25 protein-coding genes and 2 pseudogenes are annotated in these 23,915 nt (G+C 32.1%); 2 read left to right on the top strand and 25 right to left on the bottom strand.

Annotated elements, in window-relative coordinates:
- Nucleotides 1-326: 326 nt before the first annotated feature.
- From CAB05_RS07425 to CAB05_RS07415, 3 genes are read right to left on the bottom strand one after another with little or no spacing between them, the layout of a single operon-like run.
- A complete protein-coding gene (locus CAB05_RS07425) occupies nt 327-1,115 on the bottom strand; it encodes an ABC transporter permease (protein WP_087999186.1) in 789 nt (262 codons plus the stop codon).
- 2 nt (nt 1,116-1,117) lie between these two features.
- The gene (locus tag CAB05_RS07420) at nt 1,118-2,017 is read right to left on the bottom strand and encodes an ABC transporter ATP-binding protein (protein WP_087999185.1); all 900 of its coding nucleotides are present in this window, start codon (nt 2,015-2,017) and stop codon (nt 1,118-1,120) included.
- Nucleotides 2,014-2,253 (bottom strand): PLD nuclease N-terminal domain-containing protein, encoded by a 240-nt coding sequence (locus CAB05_RS07415; protein ID WP_087999184.1) that lies wholly within the window; start codon nt 2,251-2,253, stop codon nt 2,014-2,016. Before CAB05_RS07415 ends, CAB05_RS07420 begins: the two co-directional genes overlap by 4 nt.
- Nucleotides 2,254-2,385: 132 nt before the next feature.
- Between CAB05_RS07415 and CAB05_RS07410 the strand changes: the two genes are divergently transcribed.
- Entirely contained in the window at nt 2,386-2,925 is a 540-nt protein-coding gene (locus CAB05_RS07410) for a helix-turn-helix domain-containing protein (RefSeq protein ID WP_087999183.1), read from the top strand.
- 140 nt (nt 2,926-3,065) lie between these two features.
- On the opposite strand, the gene CAB05_RS07405 is transcribed toward CAB05_RS07410, so the two are convergent.
- From CAB05_RS07405 to CAB05_RS07340, 14 genes and pseudogenes are all read right to left on the bottom strand, one after another.
- The gene (locus tag CAB05_RS07405; RefSeq protein WP_087999182.1) at nt 3,066-3,608 is read right to left on the bottom strand and encodes a DUF1003 domain-containing protein; all 543 of its coding nucleotides are present in this window, start codon (nt 3,606-3,608) and stop codon (nt 3,066-3,068) included.
- A gap of 380 nt (nt 3,609-3,988) precedes the next feature.
- Nucleotides 3,989-4,144 carry a hypothetical protein gene (locus tag CAB05_RS07400; protein ID WP_213087719.1) on the bottom strand — a complete coding sequence of 52 codons (156 nt, stop codon included), beginning with the start codon at nt 4,142-4,144 and terminating at the stop codon, nt 3,989-3,991.
- Between the two features lie 203 nt (nt 4,145-4,347).
- The gene (locus CAB05_RS07395) at nt 4,348-4,857 is read right to left on the bottom strand and encodes a DinB family protein (RefSeq protein WP_087999181.1); all 510 of its coding nucleotides are present in this window, start codon (nt 4,855-4,857) and stop codon (nt 4,348-4,350) included.
- A 202-nt stretch (nt 4,858-5,059) separates the two neighbouring features.
- A complete protein-coding gene (locus CAB05_RS07390) occupies nt 5,060-5,728 on the bottom strand; it encodes a Type 1 glutamine amidotransferase-like domain-containing protein (protein WP_087999180.1) in 669 nt (222 codons plus the stop codon).
- A 308-nt stretch (nt 5,729-6,036) separates the two neighbouring features.
- Complete coding sequence (locus tag CAB05_RS07385) at nt 6,037-6,237, bottom strand: hypothetical protein (protein WP_087999179.1); 201 nt, start codon at nt 6,235-6,237, stop codon at nt 6,037-6,039.
- A gap of 172 nt (nt 6,238-6,409) precedes the next feature.
- Nucleotides 6,410-6,610: a hypothetical protein gene (locus CAB05_RS07380; RefSeq protein ID WP_087999178.1), complete on the bottom strand. Its 201-nt coding sequence runs from the start codon at nt 6,608-6,610 to the stop codon at nt 6,410-6,412.
- A gap of 46 nt (nt 6,611-6,656) precedes the next feature.
- The gene (locus CAB05_RS07375; RefSeq protein ID WP_087999177.1) at nt 6,657-6,884 is read right to left on the bottom strand and encodes a hypothetical protein; all 228 of its coding nucleotides are present in this window, start codon (nt 6,882-6,884) and stop codon (nt 6,657-6,659) included.
- A 49-nt stretch (nt 6,885-6,933) separates the two neighbouring features.
- A complete protein-coding gene (locus CAB05_RS07370) occupies nt 6,934-7,359 on the bottom strand; it encodes a hypothetical protein (protein WP_087999176.1) in 426 nt (141 codons plus the stop codon).
- 145 nt (nt 7,360-7,504) lie between these two features.
- Nucleotides 7,505-7,870 carry a hypothetical protein gene (locus tag CAB05_RS07365; protein WP_087999175.1) on the bottom strand — a complete coding sequence of 122 codons (366 nt, stop codon included), beginning with the start codon at nt 7,868-7,870 and terminating at the stop codon, nt 7,505-7,507.
- A gap of 341 nt (nt 7,871-8,211) precedes the next feature.
- Nucleotides 8,212-8,427, bottom strand: a pseudogene (locus CAB05_RS07360) (SF0329 family protein); the annotation flags it as partial.
- A gap of 253 nt (nt 8,428-8,680) precedes the next feature.
- Nucleotides 8,681-9,136: a cell wall hydrolase gene (locus CAB05_RS07355; RefSeq protein WP_087999174.1), complete on the bottom strand. Its 456-nt coding sequence runs from the start codon at nt 9,134-9,136 to the stop codon at nt 8,681-8,683.
- Between the two features lie 489 nt (nt 9,137-9,625).
- A pseudogene (locus CAB05_RS07350) lies at nt 9,626-10,000 on the bottom strand (GNAT family N-acetyltransferase); the annotation flags it as partial.
- A gap of 234 nt (nt 10,001-10,234) precedes the next feature.
- A complete protein-coding gene (locus CAB05_RS07345; RefSeq protein ID WP_087999172.1) occupies nt 10,235-11,083 on the bottom strand; it encodes a polysaccharide deacetylase family protein in 849 nt (282 codons plus the stop codon).
- A complete protein-coding gene (locus CAB05_RS07340; RefSeq protein WP_158093204.1) occupies nt 11,076-12,317 on the bottom strand; it encodes a glycosyltransferase family 2 protein in 1,242 nt (413 codons plus the stop codon). Before CAB05_RS07340 ends, CAB05_RS07345 begins: the two co-directional genes overlap by 8 nt.
- A 655-nt stretch (nt 12,318-12,972) precedes the next feature.
- Between CAB05_RS07340 and CAB05_RS07335 the strand changes: the two genes are divergently transcribed.
- A protein-coding gene (locus CAB05_RS07335; protein ID WP_087999170.1) for an IS3 family transposase occupies nt 12,973-14,276 on the top strand; the annotation gives its coding sequence in 2 pieces (ribosomal slippage) (nt 12,973-13,426 and nt 13,426-14,276; 1,305 coding nt in all).
- 60 nt (nt 14,277-14,336) lie between these two features.
- Here the strand turns inward: CAB05_RS07335 and CAB05_RS22340 are convergent.
- The 8 genes from CAB05_RS22340 to CAB05_RS07295 form a co-directional block, all read right to left on the bottom strand.
- A complete protein-coding gene (locus CAB05_RS22340; protein WP_167374462.1) occupies nt 14,337-14,768 on the bottom strand; it encodes an AbrB/MazE/SpoVT family DNA-binding domain-containing protein in 432 nt (143 codons plus the stop codon).
- 284 nt (nt 14,769-15,052) lie between these two features.
- Nucleotides 15,053-15,931, bottom strand: a complete 879-nt coding sequence (locus CAB05_RS07325; protein WP_087999168.1) for an SMI1/KNR4 family protein — start codon at nt 15,929-15,931, stop codon at nt 15,053-15,055.
- A 423-nt stretch (nt 15,932-16,354) separates the two neighbouring features.
- Nucleotides 16,355-16,651, bottom strand: coding sequence for a hypothetical protein (locus CAB05_RS07320; RefSeq protein ID WP_087999167.1), 297 nt, complete (start codon nt 16,649-16,651; stop codon nt 16,355-16,357).
- A 230-nt stretch (nt 16,652-16,881) separates the two neighbouring features.
- On the bottom strand, nt 16,882-17,379 hold the full coding sequence (locus tag CAB05_RS07315; protein ID WP_087999166.1) for a CDI toxin immunity protein: 498 nt from the start codon (nt 17,377-17,379) through the stop codon (nt 16,882-16,884).
- Between the two features lie 139 nt (nt 17,380-17,518).
- Nucleotides 17,519-17,749 (bottom strand): hypothetical protein, encoded by a 231-nt coding sequence (locus CAB05_RS07310; RefSeq protein ID WP_087999165.1) that lies wholly within the window; start codon nt 17,747-17,749, stop codon nt 17,519-17,521.
- Nucleotides 17,750-18,231: 482 nt separating this feature from the next.
- Complete coding sequence (locus tag CAB05_RS07305; protein WP_087999164.1) at nt 18,232-19,008, bottom strand: hypothetical protein; 777 nt, start codon at nt 19,006-19,008, stop codon at nt 18,232-18,234.
- A gap of 403 nt (nt 19,009-19,411) precedes the next feature.
- The gene (locus CAB05_RS07300; protein ID WP_087999163.1) at nt 19,412-19,831 is read right to left on the bottom strand and encodes a hypothetical protein; all 420 of its coding nucleotides are present in this window, start codon (nt 19,829-19,831) and stop codon (nt 19,412-19,414) included.
- A gap of 358 nt (nt 19,832-20,189) precedes the next feature.
- Nucleotides 20,190-23,447 (bottom strand): Ig-like domain-containing protein, encoded by a 3,258-nt coding sequence (locus tag CAB05_RS07295; protein ID WP_087999162.1) that lies wholly within the window; start codon nt 23,445-23,447, stop codon nt 20,190-20,192.
- Nucleotides 23,448-23,915: the final 468 nt, after the last annotated feature.

The raw sequence follows: 23,915 nt of genomic DNA, 5'->3' as shown, positions 1-23,915 counted from the left end.
ATTAACATTCTATTCTATAAATGTAATATATTTCCTGCTATTAGGTATTTCAACTAACACTCTCGTTAGTTGAATAAAATGTCTTATTTTTTCCTTTAAAAAATAAGCTCTTTCAATAGGAGAAAAATCCGTTATAATTTTTAATTATGAAAATATTTATAGAGTGGAAAATGTCTTAATAAACGTGGTCATAAAAACCATTTATACTATTTGCTTAATCTTATAAGCTATATTTTGTTAAACAGATTAAAAAAGACATTGGAACTTCTATATCCAATGCCTATTAGTTCATATTACAGATAGTTTTCTATTTCATAATATAAGACTTATTCATGATTAAATTTTTTATTAGCAATCCAATAATACGTAACCAAGAGTGTCATCAAAATACAAATAATTGTAAGTAGTATATTGACTATTCCGTTTGGATTAACTGACCCTGTTATTAGTGATTCCATTGCATGTTTACTCATACTAGCTGGATTTACATAATCAATTGCTGGACACAAACCGACGATAATTCTACAAACTAAAAGGTAAACAATTGAAATTAATGCGATAATACCCTGGCTACGAAAAATAGTACTAATCATTGTTGTAAAAGAAACAATATAAAGAACCCATGCTAAGTAAAATAATAGACCAGTAATCATATGTAAAAATGGAATATCGGTGAATAGGTAATTTACGTATAAGTAAGAAACAATGTATCCAATTGATACACTTAGAACTACTATCAAACCATTAGATACAATTTTCCCACCGATATATGAAACAACATTAACAGGCCTTGTTAGAATAAAGGCTAACATACCATTCGCTTTATCTGATTGAATAATACCCATCATTGAGATTGCTATAATCATAATTCCAAGCTGATCAAATTGAGAACCTAACGTACTGGCTAGCACTTCGCCACCTTTTTGATTTGTCATACTTGGATCAATCGTAATTCCCTGAGCACCGCCTAATGATTCCAAAATTGATGGCAAAAAATAAGTAACTATCGGCTGAGTTAACCCTAGAATGATAAATATAATCGGCAACCAAATAACTTTATAATCATGCATCATTTGTGAAAATTCTTTTTTAGTTAGTACAATAAAGTTATTCATTTCTACACCACCAAAGTTAAGAATATATCTTCTAAAGTATCATTATTGATATCAAATTTAACAATATCAACTTCATGATCTAGTGCATTTTTCAGTAACATATTTTTGTTATTTTTGATGTTATCAACATTAATTTTGATTTTGTACCCAATGACCTCTACTTCCTGCACATAAGGTAATTTTTTTATAACTTCAATCCACGGTTGATCCTTGTCTGTAATTTCCACATTTATTTTATTTTCGCTATTACGATTTAATAGTTCCGTAATCGTTGTATCTTCTATTTTTGTTCCATTCTTAATCACTACAAATCGTTCACATAATTCTTCTGCATCGCTCAATATATGAGTCGATAATAAAATTGTTGTATCCTTTTTTATTTCTTCAATAAGGTTTAACACTTCTCTTCGCCCGATTGGATCTAATGCAGATACTGGTTCATCCATGACTATAAATGAAGGCTTATGAAGTAGTGCCTGAGCAATACCAAGTCGTTGTTTCATTCCACCGGAAAAAGTGCCAACTTTTGAATTTTCTTCACCTTTTAGTCCTACCTTTATCAAAATTTCCGGTATCGATTTTACTAATTCTTCTTTTGGAATCCCAGAAAGTTCCCCCATAAAAGCAAGGGTTTCTTTCGCGGTCATCCAATTAAAAAAGTTAGGGTATTGTGGTAAGTATCCTATTTCCCTTTTCATTTGCGATATTTTATTACCGTTCAACAATACTTCACCTGAGTTAGCATTGATTATGTCTGAAATCACTTTAATTATTGTGGACTTCCCTGCTCCATTCGGTCCGATTAATCCAACACATTCTCCCGATTGTAGTTCCATTGAGAAATTATTGACAGCAATTTTCTCTTTATATGTTTTTGTTACATTTCTGATTTCCAATTTCACAATCTCTCACTATCCTTTCTCCCCAATACAAAGTACAGAATAGATCCTATTGTATTCGCAAATAAAATAATAATCGCCCATAAGACCACATTTTCTCTCATTTTTCTATGTCGGTACAAATCAATTAATGCAATTAAAATTAATACCCCCGATACTACAATAACTGGCAATATAATTGGTAAATAAGCCATAAAATTAAAATCTTTTAGATCATCAAACCCATAGTGTAGCTTCATTTTCACCATTCCCCCTATTTGAGTACTTCATTCTCATTATTGATAATGATAATATAATTGATGGTATGTTGCAACTATTGTTCTCATTCTTTATAATGAGAATTAAAGTTAATCAGTGAATAAGGTGATACTATGAGTAATAAAACCGAAATTATAATGCATCCGGTAAGAATGAAAATCTGCCAAGCGTTAATGAGAAATAAAGAGAATGGTCTAACACCATTAGAGATGATTAAAATCATTAAAGATGTACCTCAAGCAACTCTATATAGGCATATACAAATTATGGTGGATTCTAATATTATTCGGGTAATTAAAGAAAAAAAGGTCAAATCAGTTTCCGAAAAATATTACGTTTTAAATGAAGAAGAAGCAAGACTTGATGAAGATGAGTGGAAAGAAGCTTCTATTGAGGAAAAATTAAACTATATATCCTCTTATCAGTTGTTACTCATGACTCAATACCAAAACTATCTAAAAAAATTAGAGGAACAAAACCACCAAGAGGATCGTGCTACTTTTTCTGTAGTCGAATTAAAGATTAATGAAGAACTTTTTTTACAGTTTCAAAACGAATTAAATGAATTAATGACCAAATACTACAATGCCACGAACAAAGAAATAGATGACCCTGTTCGAACAATTGCCATTACTATTATTCCAGAAACTTAAACATTTATGGTAGGAAAACTTGATTAATGAAGTAATACAAAAAGAAGAAACGCAATGAAATCATATATTTATTTATTCTTACGGTGATAAATAAAAAGGATCTTCTCAATTGTAATGAAGATCCTTTTATATCAGTATCATTAAATTTTTTGCTTAAGTAATTCTCTAATCTCTGTTAATTGATTTTCAATATTGTGTAGTCGACTTTGCATGTCATCAATCTCTTGCTCTGCTTTATAATTTATTGCAAAGTCTATTACAGATTCATGCTTATCTCGTACTGCTTGACGATTTTGACTCATCATAATAACTGGTGCTTGAAAAGCTGCAATAAAAGATAGACATAAGTTCAACAAGATAAAAGGCGCAGAGTCAAAATGAAAAGCTTTCGTGATAGATAAGCTATTCCAAATCATCCAGGCAGCAAGTGTGCAACTAAACCAAATAATAAACTTCCAACTACCTCCGAATTGGGCAATTTTATCTGCGATCTTATCTGACAACTTTGTTGATTGTTTATAATCACTATTCAGATGTTGCAGGATCTCTGATTCATAACGGTCCACAAGTCGGTCAATACGTGATAAATTTTCTTGGTTTAAATCAATATCAAAACCCTGTATTTTATGGGGTTTCTCAATTTGTTTTTTAAAATTAATTTGTTTCCAAATGTTTTGTACCATTTTTCCAACCTCCTCTTTTTTAGAGGAAGCCATGTTTCAAAATCTTATAGAAGTCGGACTACATTTTTATAGTGTAATCCGACTTGGATATTCAATTGTATGACTTCCTCTGATGTCGGTAAATTATCCGACTCACTTATACTGGGACTACCCATAAAAATGTTCCACCTCACTTTTTCGTATATAAACACTTTAATATTATATGATGACTTATCCATTTGGACTATACTATTTTACAAGTATTTAATTATTCTCTCTATATTTATGAATATCTTCTTATTTCCATTAAAAAAGTCGCAAATGCGACTTTAATGTTATTTAACTAACGCGCTCGTTAGTTGAATAAGAAGTTTTATTTAATTCACTTGTTGCTTTTTCTTTTACATCTCTTTTAGTACATCTGGTCTCGGGATATTATTTAATATCTTTACTAGTTCATCTACACTTTTATCGCTTGTAAAGTCACCTTTTCCTTCTTTTGCCATTTCCAAATAAGCGGCGGTCATCATTTCAATGTTTTTTAGCATCTGACTCATCTAAGGCAATGATTTTTTCTCTTGTTTTATCTAAATCCAACATAAATTATCTCCTTAGTTCTGATTGAAAGTATAGTAAATTCGCTATAAGGGGTAGCGTCAGTAAAATGCAGATTTACAACGTTAAGGAAGTTTCAATATTAAAAAACCTAATTTTTCAGCATTAAATGAGAAATTAGGTTTTTTCATTAATAGAAAAAGACTTATAAGTATTTATCACTAATCACTTTCATATGGTGTAACTCGTGCCCGGCAATGCCATATGCAATGGTACCTATCGAAACTGGGCTGTTCATTACAGTTCCATTACGAACCCACGCTACATCATCAATGGTTGAAATAAGGCTTAACGTGTTGGAGCGTACCGTGTCTAAACCAGCTAGTAACTGCTCCCAGGATAATTTGTTGAAGTTTGCCGTAGAAACGTATTGATCCTGATCCATTGCTGGGAGTGGTGCACTTTCATTTCGTGCAATGGCAAGCATTCGATACGACATCACACGTTCCGAGTCGGTCATATGCCCAATCACTTCTTTTAAAGTCCATTTCCCTGGTGCGTACGCCTTCCTTGCTGACTCCTCTGATACGCTGCTTAAGAGGGTAATGGTCTTAGTTCGTTGCTTACTAAGTATTTCCTCAATATCTCCATCTGGCACAAGACTAACATACCTAGCATGCTCTGGATTTTCAATAAATAATGGTCGTGGACGCACAAAAATCCTCCTCATCGGAATAGTTAATTATGGTTCTAGGCTAATATTCGACTGTATAAAAATAATAACTCTCTTATACAACTAAAGCGATCGTTAGTTGCATTAGGATATGACTTCTTAATAAAACCCATCCTAACTTAAGTTAGAATGAGCTTCAATCTATTTCAATATTAATTTAGCAACAGTTTCCTGAGGAGTAGTATCAGGGCGAAAACAGTTTCCAATGCCCTTCGGAGACAACTTCAACCTCTCCGTCGATTACTTTGATGGCGGTTTGATCGTCAATTGCATACGCTGGCCCCTGCATCTCGGCTGCCCATCTCTCTGCGGTAGCAATGGTATTTCCCGGCAGCATCTCGTGATCCAGGTGCGGAAAGATTGAAAAATCAACCAGTCTCAGTGTTTCATCACCACCCTCTGGTGGAGTCCAACCAACGAAGTATTCCCCTATGTTAGGTGCCATCACCATGCTCCCAGCACTCATTCCCACATAGACTGAGTTCAGTGACGGTAAAAGGTCTGCCAGCCCGGATTGACGCATCCAGTGGCACAGGTAAAGGGCGTCGCCGCCTGACACCAGCAGTACATCTGTCTCCTGAACCAGTGGTTTCCAGCGGTTTTCGTCGATACTTGGCAGTGCTGTGAGCTCCAACACGCCGACTGACTTCCAACCGAGGCTGACCATGGGATTCTCCTCTTTCCCACTGATGAACTGCCAGGCTTTGACGCCAGGGCCAACCCATGGGTGTCCATACATCGCAGTGGGGATGCAAAGGGCGTTGGAGTCAGCAATTGGCTTGCCCAGCATGTCAACCAGCGCATCGAGTATGCTTTTGTTATTGATGCCTCCAGATGTAAGCAGAAATTTCATAACTTCACTCCTTGTCCTTGTTTGGTACTGTCAAGTTCGTTCATTCTTCTATGATAGCAATCCTAGCGTTATGAATGAATAGAACACTTCAATTGAATCATTGTTATCCGATGTTCGGCTTATTTGTCTATTCGAATACCTTGTGAAGCTCAATCTGTCCTATACTTTACAATTCTTCAAAACTTATTTAAATCCTTGTTCAACTATTCTGCCAGTTTTTTAAATAAAAAAAGCCGCATTTGCGACTCGTAACTGCAACTACCGCGCTCGTTAGTTGCATAGTAAAATGGAAACAAGTTTAAGTAAAATTATTTTTGGGCATTATTATCAAACCATTTATTATAAATAGTTAATGTGAAAAGGCTAAAGAATCCGCAAATTATTCCTAATAATATACAAATACCCATTTGCGTTGTTTGTGTAATTTCCGAAATTATAAAACCTAAAAATCCTCCTAAAAATATTAAACTCAATGCAAAAAACTTAAAATCTTTTTGTAAGTCTATCATCTATACAATCTCCTATCATCTATACTATCTCCTATCTTTCACTTACTTCTTTTACTTCTACACATTACTATTCATTCCTTCTTATTCAGCTTTATTACGAGTTAGCACAATAAAAAAATCGACTAAACAGTCGATCATGTTGTTGAACTAACGCGCTCGTTAGTTGTATAAGTTAAATATCCTTTTTCTCTTCTTTAAATTCTAACTTAAAATAATTAACAACTTTACTGTAATATGGATAAAATAAACCAAATATAACAAGAAACCATCCAATATCTGTAATATATTTAGGACCAGAAAAATTTTCAAAGTACGTTAATGTAACAATTATTAGACCAAAAGAAATATACAAAACAGCTATTAAAGGTTTCATATTAATCTCCTCTTTCTTATAGATTATTAATATTCAATAATGAAGCTTAATTACCTTTAACATTATTCGTTTGGATTTTGTCGGTTGGTTCAACCGTTTGTTTAATCTTATTGACCATATTTTTGTAGCCTTTAACCGCAACAACATACGGTTCATATGTTACCGACTTTTTCAGACTAAAAAACGAATAAGGATAAAACCATGTCACACCTAGAAAAAGAAGAAGAATTCCTAGCCCTCCAATTTGAATCACGCGCTTTGTGCTTATTTTCATCCATTTTAGCCTCGTTTTTAATTTTTTTATGATGATGACTTATTCCTTACTAATTTTGGGATTTAACATTAAATTTAGCTACACCATTATAAATCTTGTCACCCTCACTCCATTTTAGAGTAAAAGATAAATGACTATTTTTTCTAGAGTAAACACTTTCTTCATAGTCATAACTTCCAAACGTTTTAAGAGGAATTAGAGGTTTTACATCCTCATACCTAATTTTTGTTTTATCATAGTTCAATACTGTTAAATTTACAGTTTTATCTCGATTAAACTTAATTATAGTATCATAAACCCATTTTTTATGGTCCATTCTTGGGATAGCTTGAATATCCCAGTTTTCCAGCTTCGATGTTTGCTCAACATCTAATTTTTTTGGTTGTATACTTTTATTACTTGTATTCATTGATACACATGCAGAAGTAATAAGGCAAACTGTTAGAATTAATGTTAAAATGAATATTTTTTTCATATACCCTCCTAAGCTGATAAAACTCTTAATTCAAGAAGAACTATTAACACTTTTCCTTTTCTACTAAACTGCAATTGTAAAATAGGAGGTGATTGTTCAGCTCTTTAGAGCCTTAAGCAATTTTATTAAATATAGATTTACAGTATTAATTCATAAATTGCTCTTGAAGTAGACTTGTTGTTTTTGAATCAAGTTTATAAACATGCCCTTTGGACGAATAGATGCTTTGCTTGTAATTCACTTCAAAATTCTCTATATTACCAGCCTCATTTATAAAGGTTAGTCTTAAATCAGGTGTTTCGATTTGCCCATTTTGTGATTTTTTTGTTTCGAATCCTTTTTTAATAGACTTGATTAGAGTACTATCGTTATCGACCGTATAAATAATAGTGTTAACTGATGTGACGCCTACAATTGCAACGGTTTGACTAATTTTATTTTCAGTTTTTGTTTTCGTTGAACAACCAAATAAAAGAAATGTGCAAGCTAGCACCATTAAAATCTTTTTCATGTTATCCTCCTAAAGTTTTTAATATTATTAGTGTAATATCTATAAAATTCCACGTAAATTGGGGGAATTTTATAAATGGGTAATATATTTTCTACGTAAAATTAAATAATTTTGCTCAATAAAAAATGCCGAGGTACTGCAATAAAGTAATATTTACTCATAACATATATGTGAAAATAAACATTTTTAGTTAAAATAAACTTTAACTTGGGGGAAAATGGATTTCCTCTATAATTCGTTATTTAATTTATTTAACATAAGTTTTAAATTTAAAAAAGAACTTCATTTCTGAAGTTCTTTTTTTGTTTCTTATTGAACTAACGACGCCAGTTAGTTTTATTAATGGCTATATCAGATGTGATGATACACATATTTAAGACTTCTTTTTTATCAAACGTAATAAAAGCCCTTCCTAATCGGTAATGAGCCTTTCGATAATTCGTGACAGTAAACTGTACTCTATTTTTCAAAGAGTCACAGATAAAGCCCTCTAACTTTTTCTTTACTTTACTCCACTGTTGGTTTCTCAAGTTTATCCTCCACAATAAAACGTTCATAACTCTTACTAACATGATATTTTCATATGAATCTTTAATTTTTTATGAACGTTCACCAGCAATTAGAATGGGGTTCGGTTCATTCTTTTTTTACAATGAAAATATATCGCGCTTACAGATGGAAAAAGCGTACAAATGAAATCATTTACAGCGACGACTTGCTACACTGGGGAGTTTCAAAAATAACATTCAACGTCTTCGCTGACATACTTTGGGAAGTAAAATAAGAGCCAATTTCGGCTCTTTTTTTATTTTATATTTTGTAAATTTCCGCACATTCCGCCCCAGTCGGCTCATAAAAGCAATGATTCTTCCAAACTCCCGCATAAGGCTGACCATACCATTTAGGCGGACACTGGGTATTTTGAACTCCCGCACCGGATGGATTGAAATACCACAAAGAATACACAGCAGGATATAGTCGCCAATTCTGTAAACATTGTCTAGCAAGCTTCAAATAAGGCTCGGTCGCTCTTTGATAAAAAGATGGCGATTGAATCGCGTCGAAGGAAGCGTCGCTCCCATGATATTGATAAATGACCTCTCGAATTGTATCAACATTTTTGAAATCTGAACACTTGACCAAGGCTCGATTTATCACGACAGCACCAACAGATAACATCCCCCTTTGTCCTTCCGCTTCCGCTTCGGTTCGGATTAATCTTGCCAATAATTCAACATCACTTTGAATGTATTTTATTCGAGTCATAGAAAAACCCCCTTTATTCAAGATATGATTTTTCACAACTTTTTACGTTAAAAAACCTCGCTTTTAGAAATGAAAATTACATTCTCTAGGAAAGAAGGTTATTAATCAATGTCCAAAAAGCAAGGGTAGGATCCCCTGACCCCATTCCTAATACCTTATACAAAGCTAAACTCACAGGAAAAACTAATAAAAAGGAAAAAAAATAAATTAAAGTACCAAATATTATTATTATTTTATTACTCATTTTTATCACTATTATGCCCCTAAATATTTTTCAATTGATTTGTCTTTTAGTTAATACACTATAATACCTCACGGAATAGCTTAGTATTTTTTTATTTTAACAGTAGTGTCCTTCAAATATCCAAAGCAAATTATCCTATTTATTCATCACTCTAAAAAACTACCCTGACATTTAGTGCAAAAAAGGCGCCATAACAGCCTTTGGTGTTATACAACTAAAGCGCCAGTTAGTTACATTAGGAATATTTATTTTTGCTCAATATCTAATACAACAGCCATTTCTTTACCAAATCTGTCGCCATGATCAATAAATCCTAAACTTGAATATAAATTATGTGCTCCTAAGTTTTCAGGATGATAACCTACTACAATTTTTTTGGCATTTGGTAGTTTAGCAATTTCATTTATCATTAACTGAGTCGCAATTTTGCCTATTCCTTGTTGTTGAAAATTCTTTTCAACCATTATTCTATATATCCAATAACCATCAAGCTCTTCTTCAGTAGTATTAAACATTAAGAATCCAACTGTTTTACCTTCAAAATGAATAGCAAATGGCTTTAGTGAAGATTCAAATTTCGATTGAGCAATCGAGATCGCATTCGGTTCGATGTGGCTCTTTTAAGAAAAAAGAGCTGCCGTAGCAACTAAATGTTAAAACCTTGTTTTAGGCTAGTTTTTTTTGTTTTTAAGAAAATATAACTAATGTATGAGTTTATCTATAATAAAAAAGCTCAGAGCTTTATTCTGAGCTTTTTTACTGGCTTTTTAGTTTATTATTTATATGCAAAAGATATTTATTTAGTTAGCAACTGCTACTTATGGTTTTCTCTACAAAAGTAGAAAAGACGAAGGTCAATTTAAACCCTTTAAATTAAGCCATTCAGAATAGGTAAGGATATTTAATTGTTCTTTCTTACTAACCACATAATTAACAATATTTTTATATTTTTCTGGATCAAAATTCATTTGTGCATTATCGGCTTTTTTATCAAAACGATGATTTGTAAATACAATCGTTTGTTTCGTGTGAATTGCCTGATCAATCTGAGCAATCACCCATTCTATATCTGTAGAAGAAAGTAAGTTGATCGTTCGAACTTCATATTTTTTTATATGGTTAGATTGTATTCCATCCACTATCGTACGTGCACTTCGAAATTTCTCTTGCTGTAATACTTTTAATGTGTCTTGATTATAAGAACCATATGGATAAACAGCAATATCACTTGCTTTTGTAAAACAATGATCATTTAGCCATGTACGTGCTTTATCTAATTCTATTTTTTGCCCTTGTTTTGTTAATTTTGCTAAGTGGCGATGTGTATATGTGTGATTCATTAAATCCCAACCCGATAAGTATAAGGTATTTAATTGACCTAATGTCAGATATCCCTCAGTTCCTATTTTTGTAGGAATTATCGCAATACTACCTTTTATGCCTTTATCATTTAAAATATGAAAAGCCTTAGTATATTGTGTTTCCCAACCATCATCCATTGTAAAAATAATGTTAGCTTTATTTTGATCTTTTAGTATTTCTTTTGTATTTATAATTGGTGAAGGTCTACATTTACTTTTTCCAATAAACTCTTCGTTTTGTTTTGGTTCTGAAACAAACGATGCACTACTCTTCATAAATGGATATGCTATTATAAAAAATGAAATAAGAATAACATATACAATAACAAGCTTTTTATCCAACTTTCACCAGTCCTTTATCCTTCTCTAATTCATAATTTCGTCCTGTTCTTGCAACTTTGTTCCAATCATTGCTGTTTACAAAATATGCTACTGTTCCATAAAGTACAAAAAATAGTGTTACAAAACGATACACAACTAAATCTAATAGAATCGTAAAGGCAAATCGGATCTTTTCTTTTCCTTCGAATCGAACTTCGTAATATCGAGCAAGATACACAGCAAACATACTGTAAATTACGTTTAAAGAAACTACACCTAACAAATAAAGAATCATTAAATTCATAGCTTGATCTAAATTAGTGATTAACATATATCCTATATTAAATACCGTAAAATAGATGGCAATTGTACCTAAAATAAATGAATCTATAAACATAAAAAAAGAGACAGTTCGAAAAAGAAACGTCTTAATAAGCATTGGGAAATAATGAACGATACAATCAATAAATGCCTTCTGCCAACGAACTCGTTGTTTAAATAAATCTCTCCAAGTTTCAGGACATTCAGTAAAACATACTGCATTTGGAACAAAGGCCATCCGCTTGCCAGGATTTTTTAAAATATATTGCTGAAATTTTAATGTAATATCGATATCTTCACCCAGAGTCTTCCGGTATCCATTAACTTGAAATAAAATTTCTCTATTAAATATGCCAAATGCACCAGAAATAACAGAAAGTGCATCTAATTTTGCAAGTGATACTCTATTAATATAGAAACCTTTTATGAATTCAAAAATTTGAAATCTAATAACATGATTAACTAATAAAGAACGGTGAACTTTCTTTTTATTAAAACTAACACCTTGGAGAGGGTGTACCATACCACCTGCTGCTATTACAGCATTATCTTGAAATTCCGTATTTAATACTTGTAATGCATCGTCTGCTAGAATACTATCAGCATCTAAAGTTACTACTAATTCATTATTTGAATATTCAATACCTGCATTTAACGCATCATGTTTCCCACCATTTTCTTTGTCGATTACATAAACATTTGGATACAAGGTGGATTTATAGAAGTTTTTGACTTTCTTGAATTGTAAACGATTTTCTATTTTTCGAGTATCCGGTACAAGACGTAAAAGATTATGTAAAATTTTCATTGTTCCATCTTGAGAACCATCATTAATATAAAAGATCTCTTTTGCAGCGTAATCTATTCTTTCCATCCCTTTTATAGCCGTTTCAATTATGTTTTCTTCGTTATAACATGGGATTAGGATACTCATACTTTTATATTTTCGTACTTGGATATGTGTGGGTTTATTACGATTAATAAAGATTGTAAGAGAATTTACCATATGGAAAAGAGGAAAAAAGGTACATAGAAACAATAGAAGAATTGTAAAAAATTGCATTATTAAAAATCTCCTTTAAAAAATTATCTTTGTTACGATAACCATTGCCATTTATGATATAGATCTAATCTATATATTTGAAAAGCATCTTTGATCATTAGTAACAAGAATGTCTACTGCAGAAAAAATAAACACAAGAGATATCTTAACAAAGTTTTGTTACTATTTTATTTTATTGATATGATTTTTTCAGAACAATTATTTCAAAATAAATACTCTTAATACATTTATTAAAATTACATGCTTAATTTTTTACAATTCGAACGAAAATTCATCTACTTATTCTTCATGCTCTTGCAAATATTACTAAAAAAAGACTGATTCATTAATTGAATCAGTCTTTTTTAAATATCATAATTTTCTTAGATAATTATACCACTTTCTCATTGAATGCCATTTACATGAAAAAACGAGCTGTAAGCTGCTCGTGATCTTCCACTAGCGCATGCGCTAGTTCAATAAGGATTCTAGGAGTGAAATGCACCCCAATTGTTAGACACAACTAACAATTGGAGGTGCATTTTTTGTGACTAAAATTTCATTAGATCAAAAATTAACAGCTATTCAAAAATATCTTAATGGTGAAGGATCATTTGATTCAATCGGTAAATCTATTGGTGTTCGAAAGAAAATCGTACAAACTTGGGTAGCTTTTTATAATGAATATGGAGTGGATGGATTAATTTCTACATATACAAAACATCCGTTAGAGCTTAAAATGGACGTATTAAAATATATGAGCGACACAGGGGCCTCTGTTTTAGAAACAGCTGTAAAGTTTAGAATTTCTTCTCCAAGTTCAATTGAAGTTTGGAGAAAAACATTTCGAGAACATGGTATTGATGCCCTTAATCCAAAGAAAAAGGGGCGTCCATCAATGAAGAAACAAAAAAAGAATACATTTATTCCAGGTTCTCAAGAAGACTTACAAGCAGAGAATGAGCGTTTACGTGCGGAGGTTGCTTATTTAAAAAAGTTACATGCCTTAATTCAAGAAAAAGAAAAATTACAAACCAAATCAAAGCACAAATCATAAGTGAATTAAGGACTAGTTTTAGCTTATCAGTTCTGCTTAAAGTAACTGATATTCCTCGTGCTACTTATTACTACTGGGTTAAAAATATGAAAGAACCAGACAAATATAATAAAACAAAAGAAATGATTAAAGAGATATATCATTCACATAAGCGACGTTATGGTTACCGTCGTATTACTATAGAATTGCGTAAAAGAGGTTATCAAATAAATCATAAAGCAGTACTTCGATTGATGAATGAAATTGGATTGAAAGCTACTGTTCGTGCAAAGAAATACCGTTCATTTAAAGGGGACGTAGGAAAAATTGCACCTAATATACTTGAAAGAAATTTTACAGCTTCAAAACCAAATGAGAAGTGGGCAACTGATATCACAGAATTCCAAATGTACGGAGAAATTATAGCTTATAGCATTAACAAGCGTCCTGTTTTTCATTTAGTATACGAAATGTTACAACAGGGATTGGGCTGCCTAAATGATGGAGATAAACCAATACTTCATTCAGACCAAGGCTGGCACTATCAAATGAGAAAGTATCGAGAGATACTAAAACAAAATAAAATTAAACAAAGTATGTCTCGTAAAGGGAATTGTTTAGATAACGCAGTCATTGAAAACTTCTTTGGCTTATTAAAGTCTGAATTACTATACAATGAAGAATTTAGCAGTATGGATCAGTTTATTGAGAAGTTACATGAATATATTCACTATTACAACTATGAACGTATTAAGATAAAACTAAAAGGATTGTCCCCTGTACAATACAGAGTCCAATCCTCATTAGCTGCATAAAAACTATATGTCTAACTTTTTGGGTTCACTTCAGAGTCGTCTCCCTTTTACTAGCTTATTTTATTGACCTACATATTTATGTAATTCTTGGATAAGAATGTTTGCACCATCTTTACTTAACACTAACTTACCATTTTCAAAAATAAAGTTTTTATCATCAATTACACCAGTAATCATACATGTTTTATCTGGAAAAAATTGTTTAAGTATTATTCGTTTTTCATCAATAAAAACCTCTAAAGGTTCATTTGTTTGAAGCTTTAACGTTTTTCTGAGTTCTTTAGGTAATACAACTCTTCCTAAATCATCTACTTTTCTCACAATCCCGCTTTTTCCTAATAAATTATCGTACTGAGTAATTATTATCGAATCTTTTTCTACATGAATTTCTAATGGATCTCTGCCTTCAATATTCATGGTTTTTCTTAATTCTTTCGGTAAAACAATTCTACCTAATTCATCTAACTTTCTAACAATACCTGTTGATTTCATAAGTGTAACTCCCCATTTTTCTCTCTTTTTGTATAACAACGTATTATCTAATAACATACACGTTGAGTTTAGTTTTATAATATCAAAGTGTTTAAATATTCTCTCCATTTAACGATAGGTTATTTTTGGTATTTTTTTACATCAAATAATAAGATACTCCAATATAGGCTTTATGATAAAAAAAGAACATGGAATATAATTCCATGTTCTCGCTTTTTATTTGATTAAGCACTTTCTTATGCAACTAATGCGCCAGTTATTTGAATAAGCACTTAGTGCATCCACTATTCCTCTTCACAAAAGTCTATCATCACACCAATAATCTCTTTTGAAATGTTATATTTAACTTTAACCTCGTACAATCCGTCACCATAACCAGACATTGAAACCGCACCATCTGACACAACTCCCCCCTGTGCATCGGAAGCAACTATCTCATCTAATTCGATTGCTTCGTCTCTAGCAAATGTATTAAAATTAAAAATTCCTGTTTGTGCAGAGTCAACTCCAATCTGTTTATCGCAAACATGCCATTTTCCACTTGGTTTCTTTTCCCCATAAAATACAAATAAGTTTTTAACTACTTCATCAGGAGTATAAGAAATGGAAGCCGTCCATTTACCATTTTTCACATTTAAAAGTACAATCTGCAACTCAGCTTCTTCATCCACTTTATAGTATGGGTCAGTAACAATTAGCTTTCCGCTTTCAACCATAAAAGTGCCAAGTTTATTAGGCTTATTAGTATTTATTTTAGGTGCATGCCGATCGATAAATTCACTTAATGTTAAAGACGCATATTTGCCTAACCCAGTTTTATCATTCCAAGTATAAATTAGTTCCTGCATAAATCTTTTCCTAATTCGATAGCAAAGTTTATCACCATTAATATTTTCACCAATACACATCATATCATTTGGGAGATTATTTGGTCTGAATTCCCGATTTTGTTTCACAATATCAATTGTTAATGCCGTTTGTTCATTATTTTGTATAGGGAACAAAGTCCAATCACCAAATTTCGCTCCATTCGTTTCTATAAAAAGTTCCTTGTATTCATCTGGAAAAATAGCACCAAGTGCTTTTTCTGTTTTTTTCAATTCAACTAATAACACTCCAGCCACTTTTGAACTTGGATTAATCATGTTTATTACTTTCTTCATCTCTTCCTCCATGATACTTTCCGATTAATATGAGTTTTTTCAATGCTTTTTATAAAAAACCTTTATTTTTTCAATAAAATTATATCATTTCTTTGTAAACTAAACTGCCATTAAGTCCATTAAAAAAAGACCGCCGAAGCAGTCGATCATTGTTCAACTAACGCGCCAGTTAGTTGAATAAGAATTATGATGGATTGATGATAGGAACTTATCTTATAATTGCTATCCAAACAATAATAACAATAGCTAAAAGAAACAAAACAATGCCTATTATTGGAGCAATTAGAGCTAAATAAATTAAAATAGGATTCGCTTCTTGGGCAAGTATTAACATTATTTTATTTCCCCTTATAAAAAAATTCTGCCTTTTATTATAGCAATTACTTGTTCAACTAAAGCTCTCAATAGTTGCACAATTTATTCTTACTCTGTTAAATACCTATACCAAGCCAAAATATAGTGTAAGAATACTAGACAAAATACGATGCTAACTAGTATCATAACAATTCTTATTCTAGATTTACCCATAAATATTGATAATGCTAAGGCTACTAAAGGTAAAATAATCACAACTATTTGGATTGTTATAGTTGTAAAATTGTGAGCTCCCCAAGGGCTTACACTCCAAAAACCACTACTACGTGCATTCAAAAAATACACAAGAAAACCAAAGATAAAGAAATTAAAAAGGATACAAAGAACATTCTTTACTTTCTGCACTTATCTTTCCTCCATAAAAGAAAAACCTTAGTATTATATTTAATAGTAAATAAATATAAATTAATTATATCACTGGAATAAGAATTGTAATTTGGGGGAATTTGCTTTTTATAATTATCCTTATTAAACTAAACTGCCATTTTCTTCAAAAAAAAAGCCGCATTTGCGACTCGTAACTTCAACTAACGCGCCAGTTAGTTGAAGAAGAAAAACAGACATAACAATATCCGTTACTTCCACCCTAATAAAATTTTTCCACTAAAATTTATTTCTAGTACAAACTTCTTTTCAATACAATATAGTATTTGCTCAACATATTTTAAGTCATTGAAACTCTTAATAATATTATTTATTGGAGTTACTAAAACTGGCGGGGTTCCTGGATATCCTGATGCTTTTTTTAAACTATATACCTTAACATTGTCATATCTTTGCTCATTAATAAACTGTTGGATTTGACGCGAAGTCGTAATTTCCATTTTGTTTTTCATTAAATTCCAGTCAATTCCACCAATTCCATAAGATACTAATGGATAATTATCTTGTAATTTATCATAAATACTTTCACTTTCTTCTTCTGATAAAATTTCTACAGAATTTATATCTTGATAATCCTCTTTATACACAGATGCTAAATTTGTATATTCTTCTTCTAAACGCTTTTTCTGACTTTGTTGTATAAGTTCTTTCAATCTTTGTTTTCTTATTTCTTTTTCTTCTCGATCCAAATAAATCACCTTTTCATCAAAACATACTTAATTATCCCCTCTTAGATAATAATAATTATTAAACTTTCCAGCCGTTACTTCAATAAAAAAAGCCGCTTTAGCGACTCGCGATAAAATTCAACTATCACGCCAGTTAGTTCTATAAGAAATTTGCAATTAGAAAAAATAAAGTTGATATTAAAACAAATGCAATAAAAAAATATCCTATAAATTTAATTGCCTTTGGTTGTTTATCTAAGTCTAAACTATTCCTTTTTAAAGGACCAACACCTTCTATTCTTTGTAAATCCTCTATCGGTGAATATATTTCGTGATCATCCACATTAACCTTACTATCCGTTGACTCTGTTTCATGTGTTTTCTTCTTCATAATTCACCTACTTTTAAAAAGTTAATTGCTAATGTTTATTACCATTATATTCCATATCATACCATTGAAACCTTTTTCCATATTCAACTTTCCTGCCATTTTGTGCAATAAAAAGGACCGACAAAAACGTCGATCACGTTTTTCAACTAATGCGCCAGTTAGTTGTACAAGGATTCTCTTAAAGTTTAAACACCAACCAAGTAAACAGTGCAATTAGTATTAAAAGAGGAATCCCCCAGTAGAAAACTAAATACCCTAATATATACCATGACATTATTGTCACTCCATTTTTAATTCTTTGTTGTAAACTCACATTAATTATAACACTCTAATTCAACTAATCTGCCCTGTTTCTTCAATAAAAAAAGTCGCAATTGCGACAAGGATCTTGTTCAACTAAAGCGCCAGTTAGTTCAATAAAAATTTAATAATTGTTGATCCTTGAAAAACTAAATTAGGTAGAACTAAAAAAGGATAGCTAATTAGCTATCTTTTTTTAGTTCTACAGTTTTATTCTTCAAATCAACAAGATACGTATATATTGGCGGAGAGGTATCGTCAGACAAATCATACACACTAACAGTGTACATACCATCATTCTCATCTTCAACATTATAAAATAAATTTGGGTTGTATGTCCCATCACTCTTGTAATAATAATCATCCGCAAGTTTGATGATTTGTTCAGCTGTATCTGAGGTCATCAAAATACTAGGGTTATATTTTGAGGTTACATCGTTTTCATAATCTTTATTAGCTGTTTTTGTTAAATCAACATAAAAATAATTATAAATATCATCTCGACCAAATAATGTCACATAAACGAATTTTGTAGCACCCAATTTACCTTCGAATCTATGATTTGGAGGTAAAACTACAGGTTTATCAAAAAACGGCTGTTTCAATACTTCCTTCACGCGGCTAACACCTATGTTCACCATTTTTTTCTCTAACGTCACTTTAAATTTTGTTAGTTTAGCTTCTGCTTGTCTTATTGAAACGTTTTTAAAGTTATCTGCTTGAGGTGAGGTTTTAAGAGCGTACTGGTCTTCTTTAATACTGAAATCACTGCGATCTAAATAAATGATTTTCATCTCTCCATTAAAAGGCTTTACATTTTTAATGTGTAGGTATTCAATCTTGTCATGCTTTTGATCATAACGAATGTAACTACCTTCATGAAGCGGTTTGTTTTTAAATAAGAAAAATAAACCAATCGTAAGAGATAAAAAAAGCAAAAACAACACAATTTTTTTCAAACATAAAACCTCCTTTTACTAGCATAGTACGCCGTTACCACTCATTGAAATTCATCAATTAATGTGCCGTTCTTAAATTCAAGTCCATTTCGGAATATTACTTTTATGTTTTTCTTCATTATAAAAGAAAATATTTATACTTCCTATAACACTCCAATAATAATAATTACAACACGTCCCATTCAAATTTTTCACTACGTCCATTCCCGATTGAATACACTCACAAAGGTAATTATATCAAAACAATATTGAACATTAATTTTGAAATTTATGGAAATTAGGTTTTCCTTTACAAAATAAAAAGACTGCCGAAGCAGCCTTCTTGCTCTTTAACTAACGCGCCAGTTAGTTACATAAGAAAACTTGTAGTTCTATTTAGAATTGGTGCTATTTATATGAACATCTATTTCTCTATTCTAACTAGACATTTTTCATAAATTGTAATTTTATCGATATTATAACTGTCTAATTGAATTGTACATTCACTTTCACTTCGCTCAAGCTCTTCACCTAGCCAGCAGGGATAGATTTCACAATACTCCCCTGGCTTAAGATACTGTTTTAGAAGGTCACATAAAGCAATAAAATCTCTTTGTGATTTTTTATAATTTCGTGGATAGTTCTTTTTTTGATAATGATTTAACTGCCAAATAGGATTCGGTAATTCAATTTCATATACATTTTGAGTAGAAAAGTGCTTACTTTGAACATCTCTTCTGTTATTTTCATCTGAAAAAGTGTAACCAATTTCAATAGGCTCATTAGTTACTTTGTCCGTTATTTCTACATTAAAATTACACCCAAGATAAGTCGCAAGGCTCATTACATTTCTCCTTTAAACAAGGTTTTTATATCTTATTTGTACTTTTATAATACACCATAATCAAAAATTGAATATTTGACTGCTAATTAGTGCAAAAAAAGGCTGCTGAAGCAGCCTATCCGTTATGTAACTAACGCGCCAGTTAGCTTAATAAGAATTTCTTATTTTGATACCTTGCTTCATTGCAAATTCATTAATTGAACTAATAAAGGAATTTTTACTATTCCTTTTAAATTCATTCATAAAAATACCCCGTAATGTTAGATTATAGCTAACTTACGGGGTTGAACATAAAAACCAGACTATTTTGTATCTTAAAGGTAAAGTTCATCTAAACGTCAATAATACAAAGTATGCTTTATGGTTTAACGATAACAGGAAAATAAATTTTAAATCCGTCATATTCGGCAAATATCACAGCTGCTCCCTCTGATTTCGTCACAATCTTATGATCAGCGGTCACTTCCGCTACTTCCGGATTGGAACTAGTATATTTGACATCAGCTGTTACGTCTTTTATCGTTCCATCGCTTGACATAGCATTAATGACTACCTCATTTTTTGAGCCTACTGAATTTACGATATAACCAGGCGAGGAACTTATACCTATAGTAAATGTAGGATACTTTGCTACAACTTCTACATCAATTGTCTTTGACATTCCAAAAACAGTAGCAGTTATTGTCGTTTTTCCAACAGAGTGAGCGATGAGATGTCCATCAGCAGAAATCGTTGCAACCGATTCGTCCGCCACCGTCAATTTTGCTTTGCTATTAAGATTATAACAATCACACCTTCCATCTCTGCCTGGACGACCAAAGAATCCATTAATTGATATATCAGTGGACTTATTAGGTTCTAATATTACATTGCTATCTGTCCATTTATCGTTTTCAGCCCAATATAAATCTACAGGCTTAATGTTTCTTACCCAAACAGCATCTCTCATATTTTCATAAATGAACCAGATGTATGCTTCACCAGGGCCGACCCATTTAATAACCCCGTTCTGATCAACAGTTGCTACACTTTCGTCGGAAGATTCCCATTTCCCTTCTGTATCAACCTGAACGATATTATGATCTGTATACTCAGCAAACGCGTTCGCATCAACAGTTCCTGCTTCAGGGTGTAATATCATCCCATTTTGCGTACCAGAAAGCGCATCTACTAGAGATCCTGCTTCAGGCTGTAATACCATCCCTGTGCTAACAATTCCTACTAAATTTACTGGTCCAGCTTGGTCTTGTACTTTTACTGGAATTTTAATAGAAGAGAAACCTGCAATTGTTGCACTAACCGTCGTTTTTCCAGTTTTCATTCCAATAAATTTCCCATCTTTAACACTTACAACTGTTGAATCCTCTGTTGTCCACTGAATTGAGTTCGATATCTCCCTTTGAGTTCCATCATTGTATTGAGCAAAGAGATGTACTGGATAAAGCTTATCTTTTTGAACAACAACATTCAATGATGAAACAAGTAAGGACTCAATTTTTAAATCTTTAATTGATGCATCATTCCTAGAAAGGATTGAAACATTCAAGATTTTTGTGCTTGTGCCGTAATCGATCAGTACCTGTGTTGTTCCTGCTGCTACTGCTGTAAGAACACCATTCTTAACTGTAACTTTGTCTGGGTCTAATGATGTGAATCTTGTGTCTGATGTAACGTCAGCTGTTGAACCATCCTTATATTTTGCTTTTACAGAGAACGAATGCGTGTGCTCAGATAAACTAAAGGAGATGTCTTTTTCACTAGGAATCAGATCAACAATTTTATTTACAAAATCATTAGAAGGTTCATTTGAAACGACAATTGAAACCTGCTTTGAGTATCCAGAGCTATCTACGGTAATAGTTGTTGTACCAGTGCCTACAGCAGTAAGCAGGCCATCCTTATTTACTTTAACAACATTAGGATTAGATGATTTATATTCCGCATATGAAGTTGAATTTGATCTGTCTGAATAGGTCGTTTTTACCTCTAATTGCTGCTGTTGATTTATTACCATATTTTTCATATCTGGTGTAACAGAAATTGATTCAGGGATTGGAGCCTGCTTCTGACCATCTTTATCCTTGACTGCCACCGGGATATCTACAGTGTTACGACCATTATTATAGATAGCATGAAAAACAGTTGAGCCACTCATATTACCAATAACATTTGGTGCTCCACCATATGTTCGCTGAGTATAAGCTACTTTTTCATTATCAGAGTAAAATTCAACGGAACCTGAGACATCCTCCGTGCTTCCATCACTGTAAATCGCTGTTATTGCAACTGGCGATTCATCTCCTGCACCTAAAGAGAGATTTGATGGAGATGCTGTCAAACCAATAACTCTTGGAGTAGTAAGCTTATTGGTGACAGCAACCTCAATTTTAACTGGAGGAAGAACATCTGATCGATAGGAAGCTGTCACAATGGTTTTACCGGTCTTACGTCCAATGATATATCCTGAATCAGTAACCGTTGCAATGCTGTTATCATCGACGGTCCATTTGACTTCATTAGGATTTACATTTTCACTTAAATTCACACCACCTTCTGATATTCCGTTTGTGAATACTTCGGTTAAATTAACAGGCCAATTTTGACCTGGCAATAATTCAACTGTAGGTTCATCAGTTACAAGCTTTGTAGGCTTAACAACATTAACAAGTACAGCACTAACCAACTTATCGTATTTAAAATAGATGTATGCTTGGCCTATTCCAACTGGGGTAATCTGACCATCTTTATTAACAGTAGCAACATTACGATTTGTCGTTGTCCAACTTCCTGAAGAAGTAACATCTTTCCATGAATATGCTCCATTCCCCCAGGTGTTCTTTATATTGGCATCTACTTGAACCGGCTCATGAGAGGTTTCTAACCTAAACATGTCAGCCGAAAGGTACAGCTCATCACCATGAGGAATGCCTCTTATCGAAGCAAAGAAGTTTATTTGTGGAAGATTTGCGTAAGTTACTTTCATTGCAACATTACCGTTTGATATCCCTTTTAATACACCTTTTTCAACCAATGCAATTGAAGGATCTTCTGATTCCCATTTAGCTAATTTCGATACGTCTTCCATCGAACCATCGCTATAAAGCGCTTTTAAAGCGATCGGACGCTCTTGCCCTTCATCTATGTAGGTAATTTGTTTAGCTTCTAAAACAAGCGATACAATTTTTTTACTTTCTGAAGGAGTTGACAATTGACTTAAAACTTGTGTACTTTTCTTTATATTTACTTCAATGTTTAAAACGGCATTACCAAGACTAAATTGTACATTTGTAGACCCAATATTTACTGCTTTTAGTCTTCCAGTTTCAACAGTTACAACTTTTTCATCTTGTGATGTCCATTTTCCTTCCGCTGTAACATCTGCTTTACTTCCATCCTTATACTCTGCTTCAACCTTTAAACCGTGGTGACCTTGATTCAGTGAGAGCGAGACTGTTGATTCACTTGGAATGAGTTTTACAATCTCCTTCGTTGGTGGGCTCTTTGTTGCTCCGGCTGCCTTTTCAGTTGAGGCAAAAACCAAACTACTAAATAGAGACATGAATAGGGTTAGTACGAGTGTTAAAGATGTAATACGTTTTGTCATTTTTATTCTCATTTGTTAACCTCCATATTTTTTTATTAAACAAACTGAGGATGCAGATTGCATAATAACCGCCTTCTATTCATTGCTTCTTTAAATCCACTATTAAATCGTGTTATTTATTCCTCCTTTAAGAGATATAGTAAGACTAGTCATAATCTTATAAGTATTCAGAAATATAAACAATACAATATTTTAGATGATAATGATTGATAAATTAGATGATAATAGATTGGTAAATTGAAAATGAGATTTAGGATTGAATATAGCATCTAACCTAAAATTTTCCATCCTAAATTTTTTATCTACATTTTTACTTCAAATCTTAAGTATTGTATAATCCAACTTTTTTTGTAGAATAATTCTATAACAAAAAAAGATTGAGATTCTCTTACATTCTCAATCTTTTTTCAAGAAAAAATAATTTATTTGAACATACGATATAGTAAAACATATTGAATAATTGAATCTTTAAATAAATAA

The sequence above is a fragment of the Gottfriedia solisilvae genome (genome assembly GCF_002128405.1).
GTDB classification, from domain to species: domain Bacteria; phylum Bacillota; class Bacilli; order Bacillales; family Bacillaceae_G; genus Gottfriedia; species Gottfriedia solisilvae.
The sequence above is the reverse complement of the archived record's forward strand: the minus strand, read 5'-3'. Positions and strand labels throughout refer to the sequence as shown.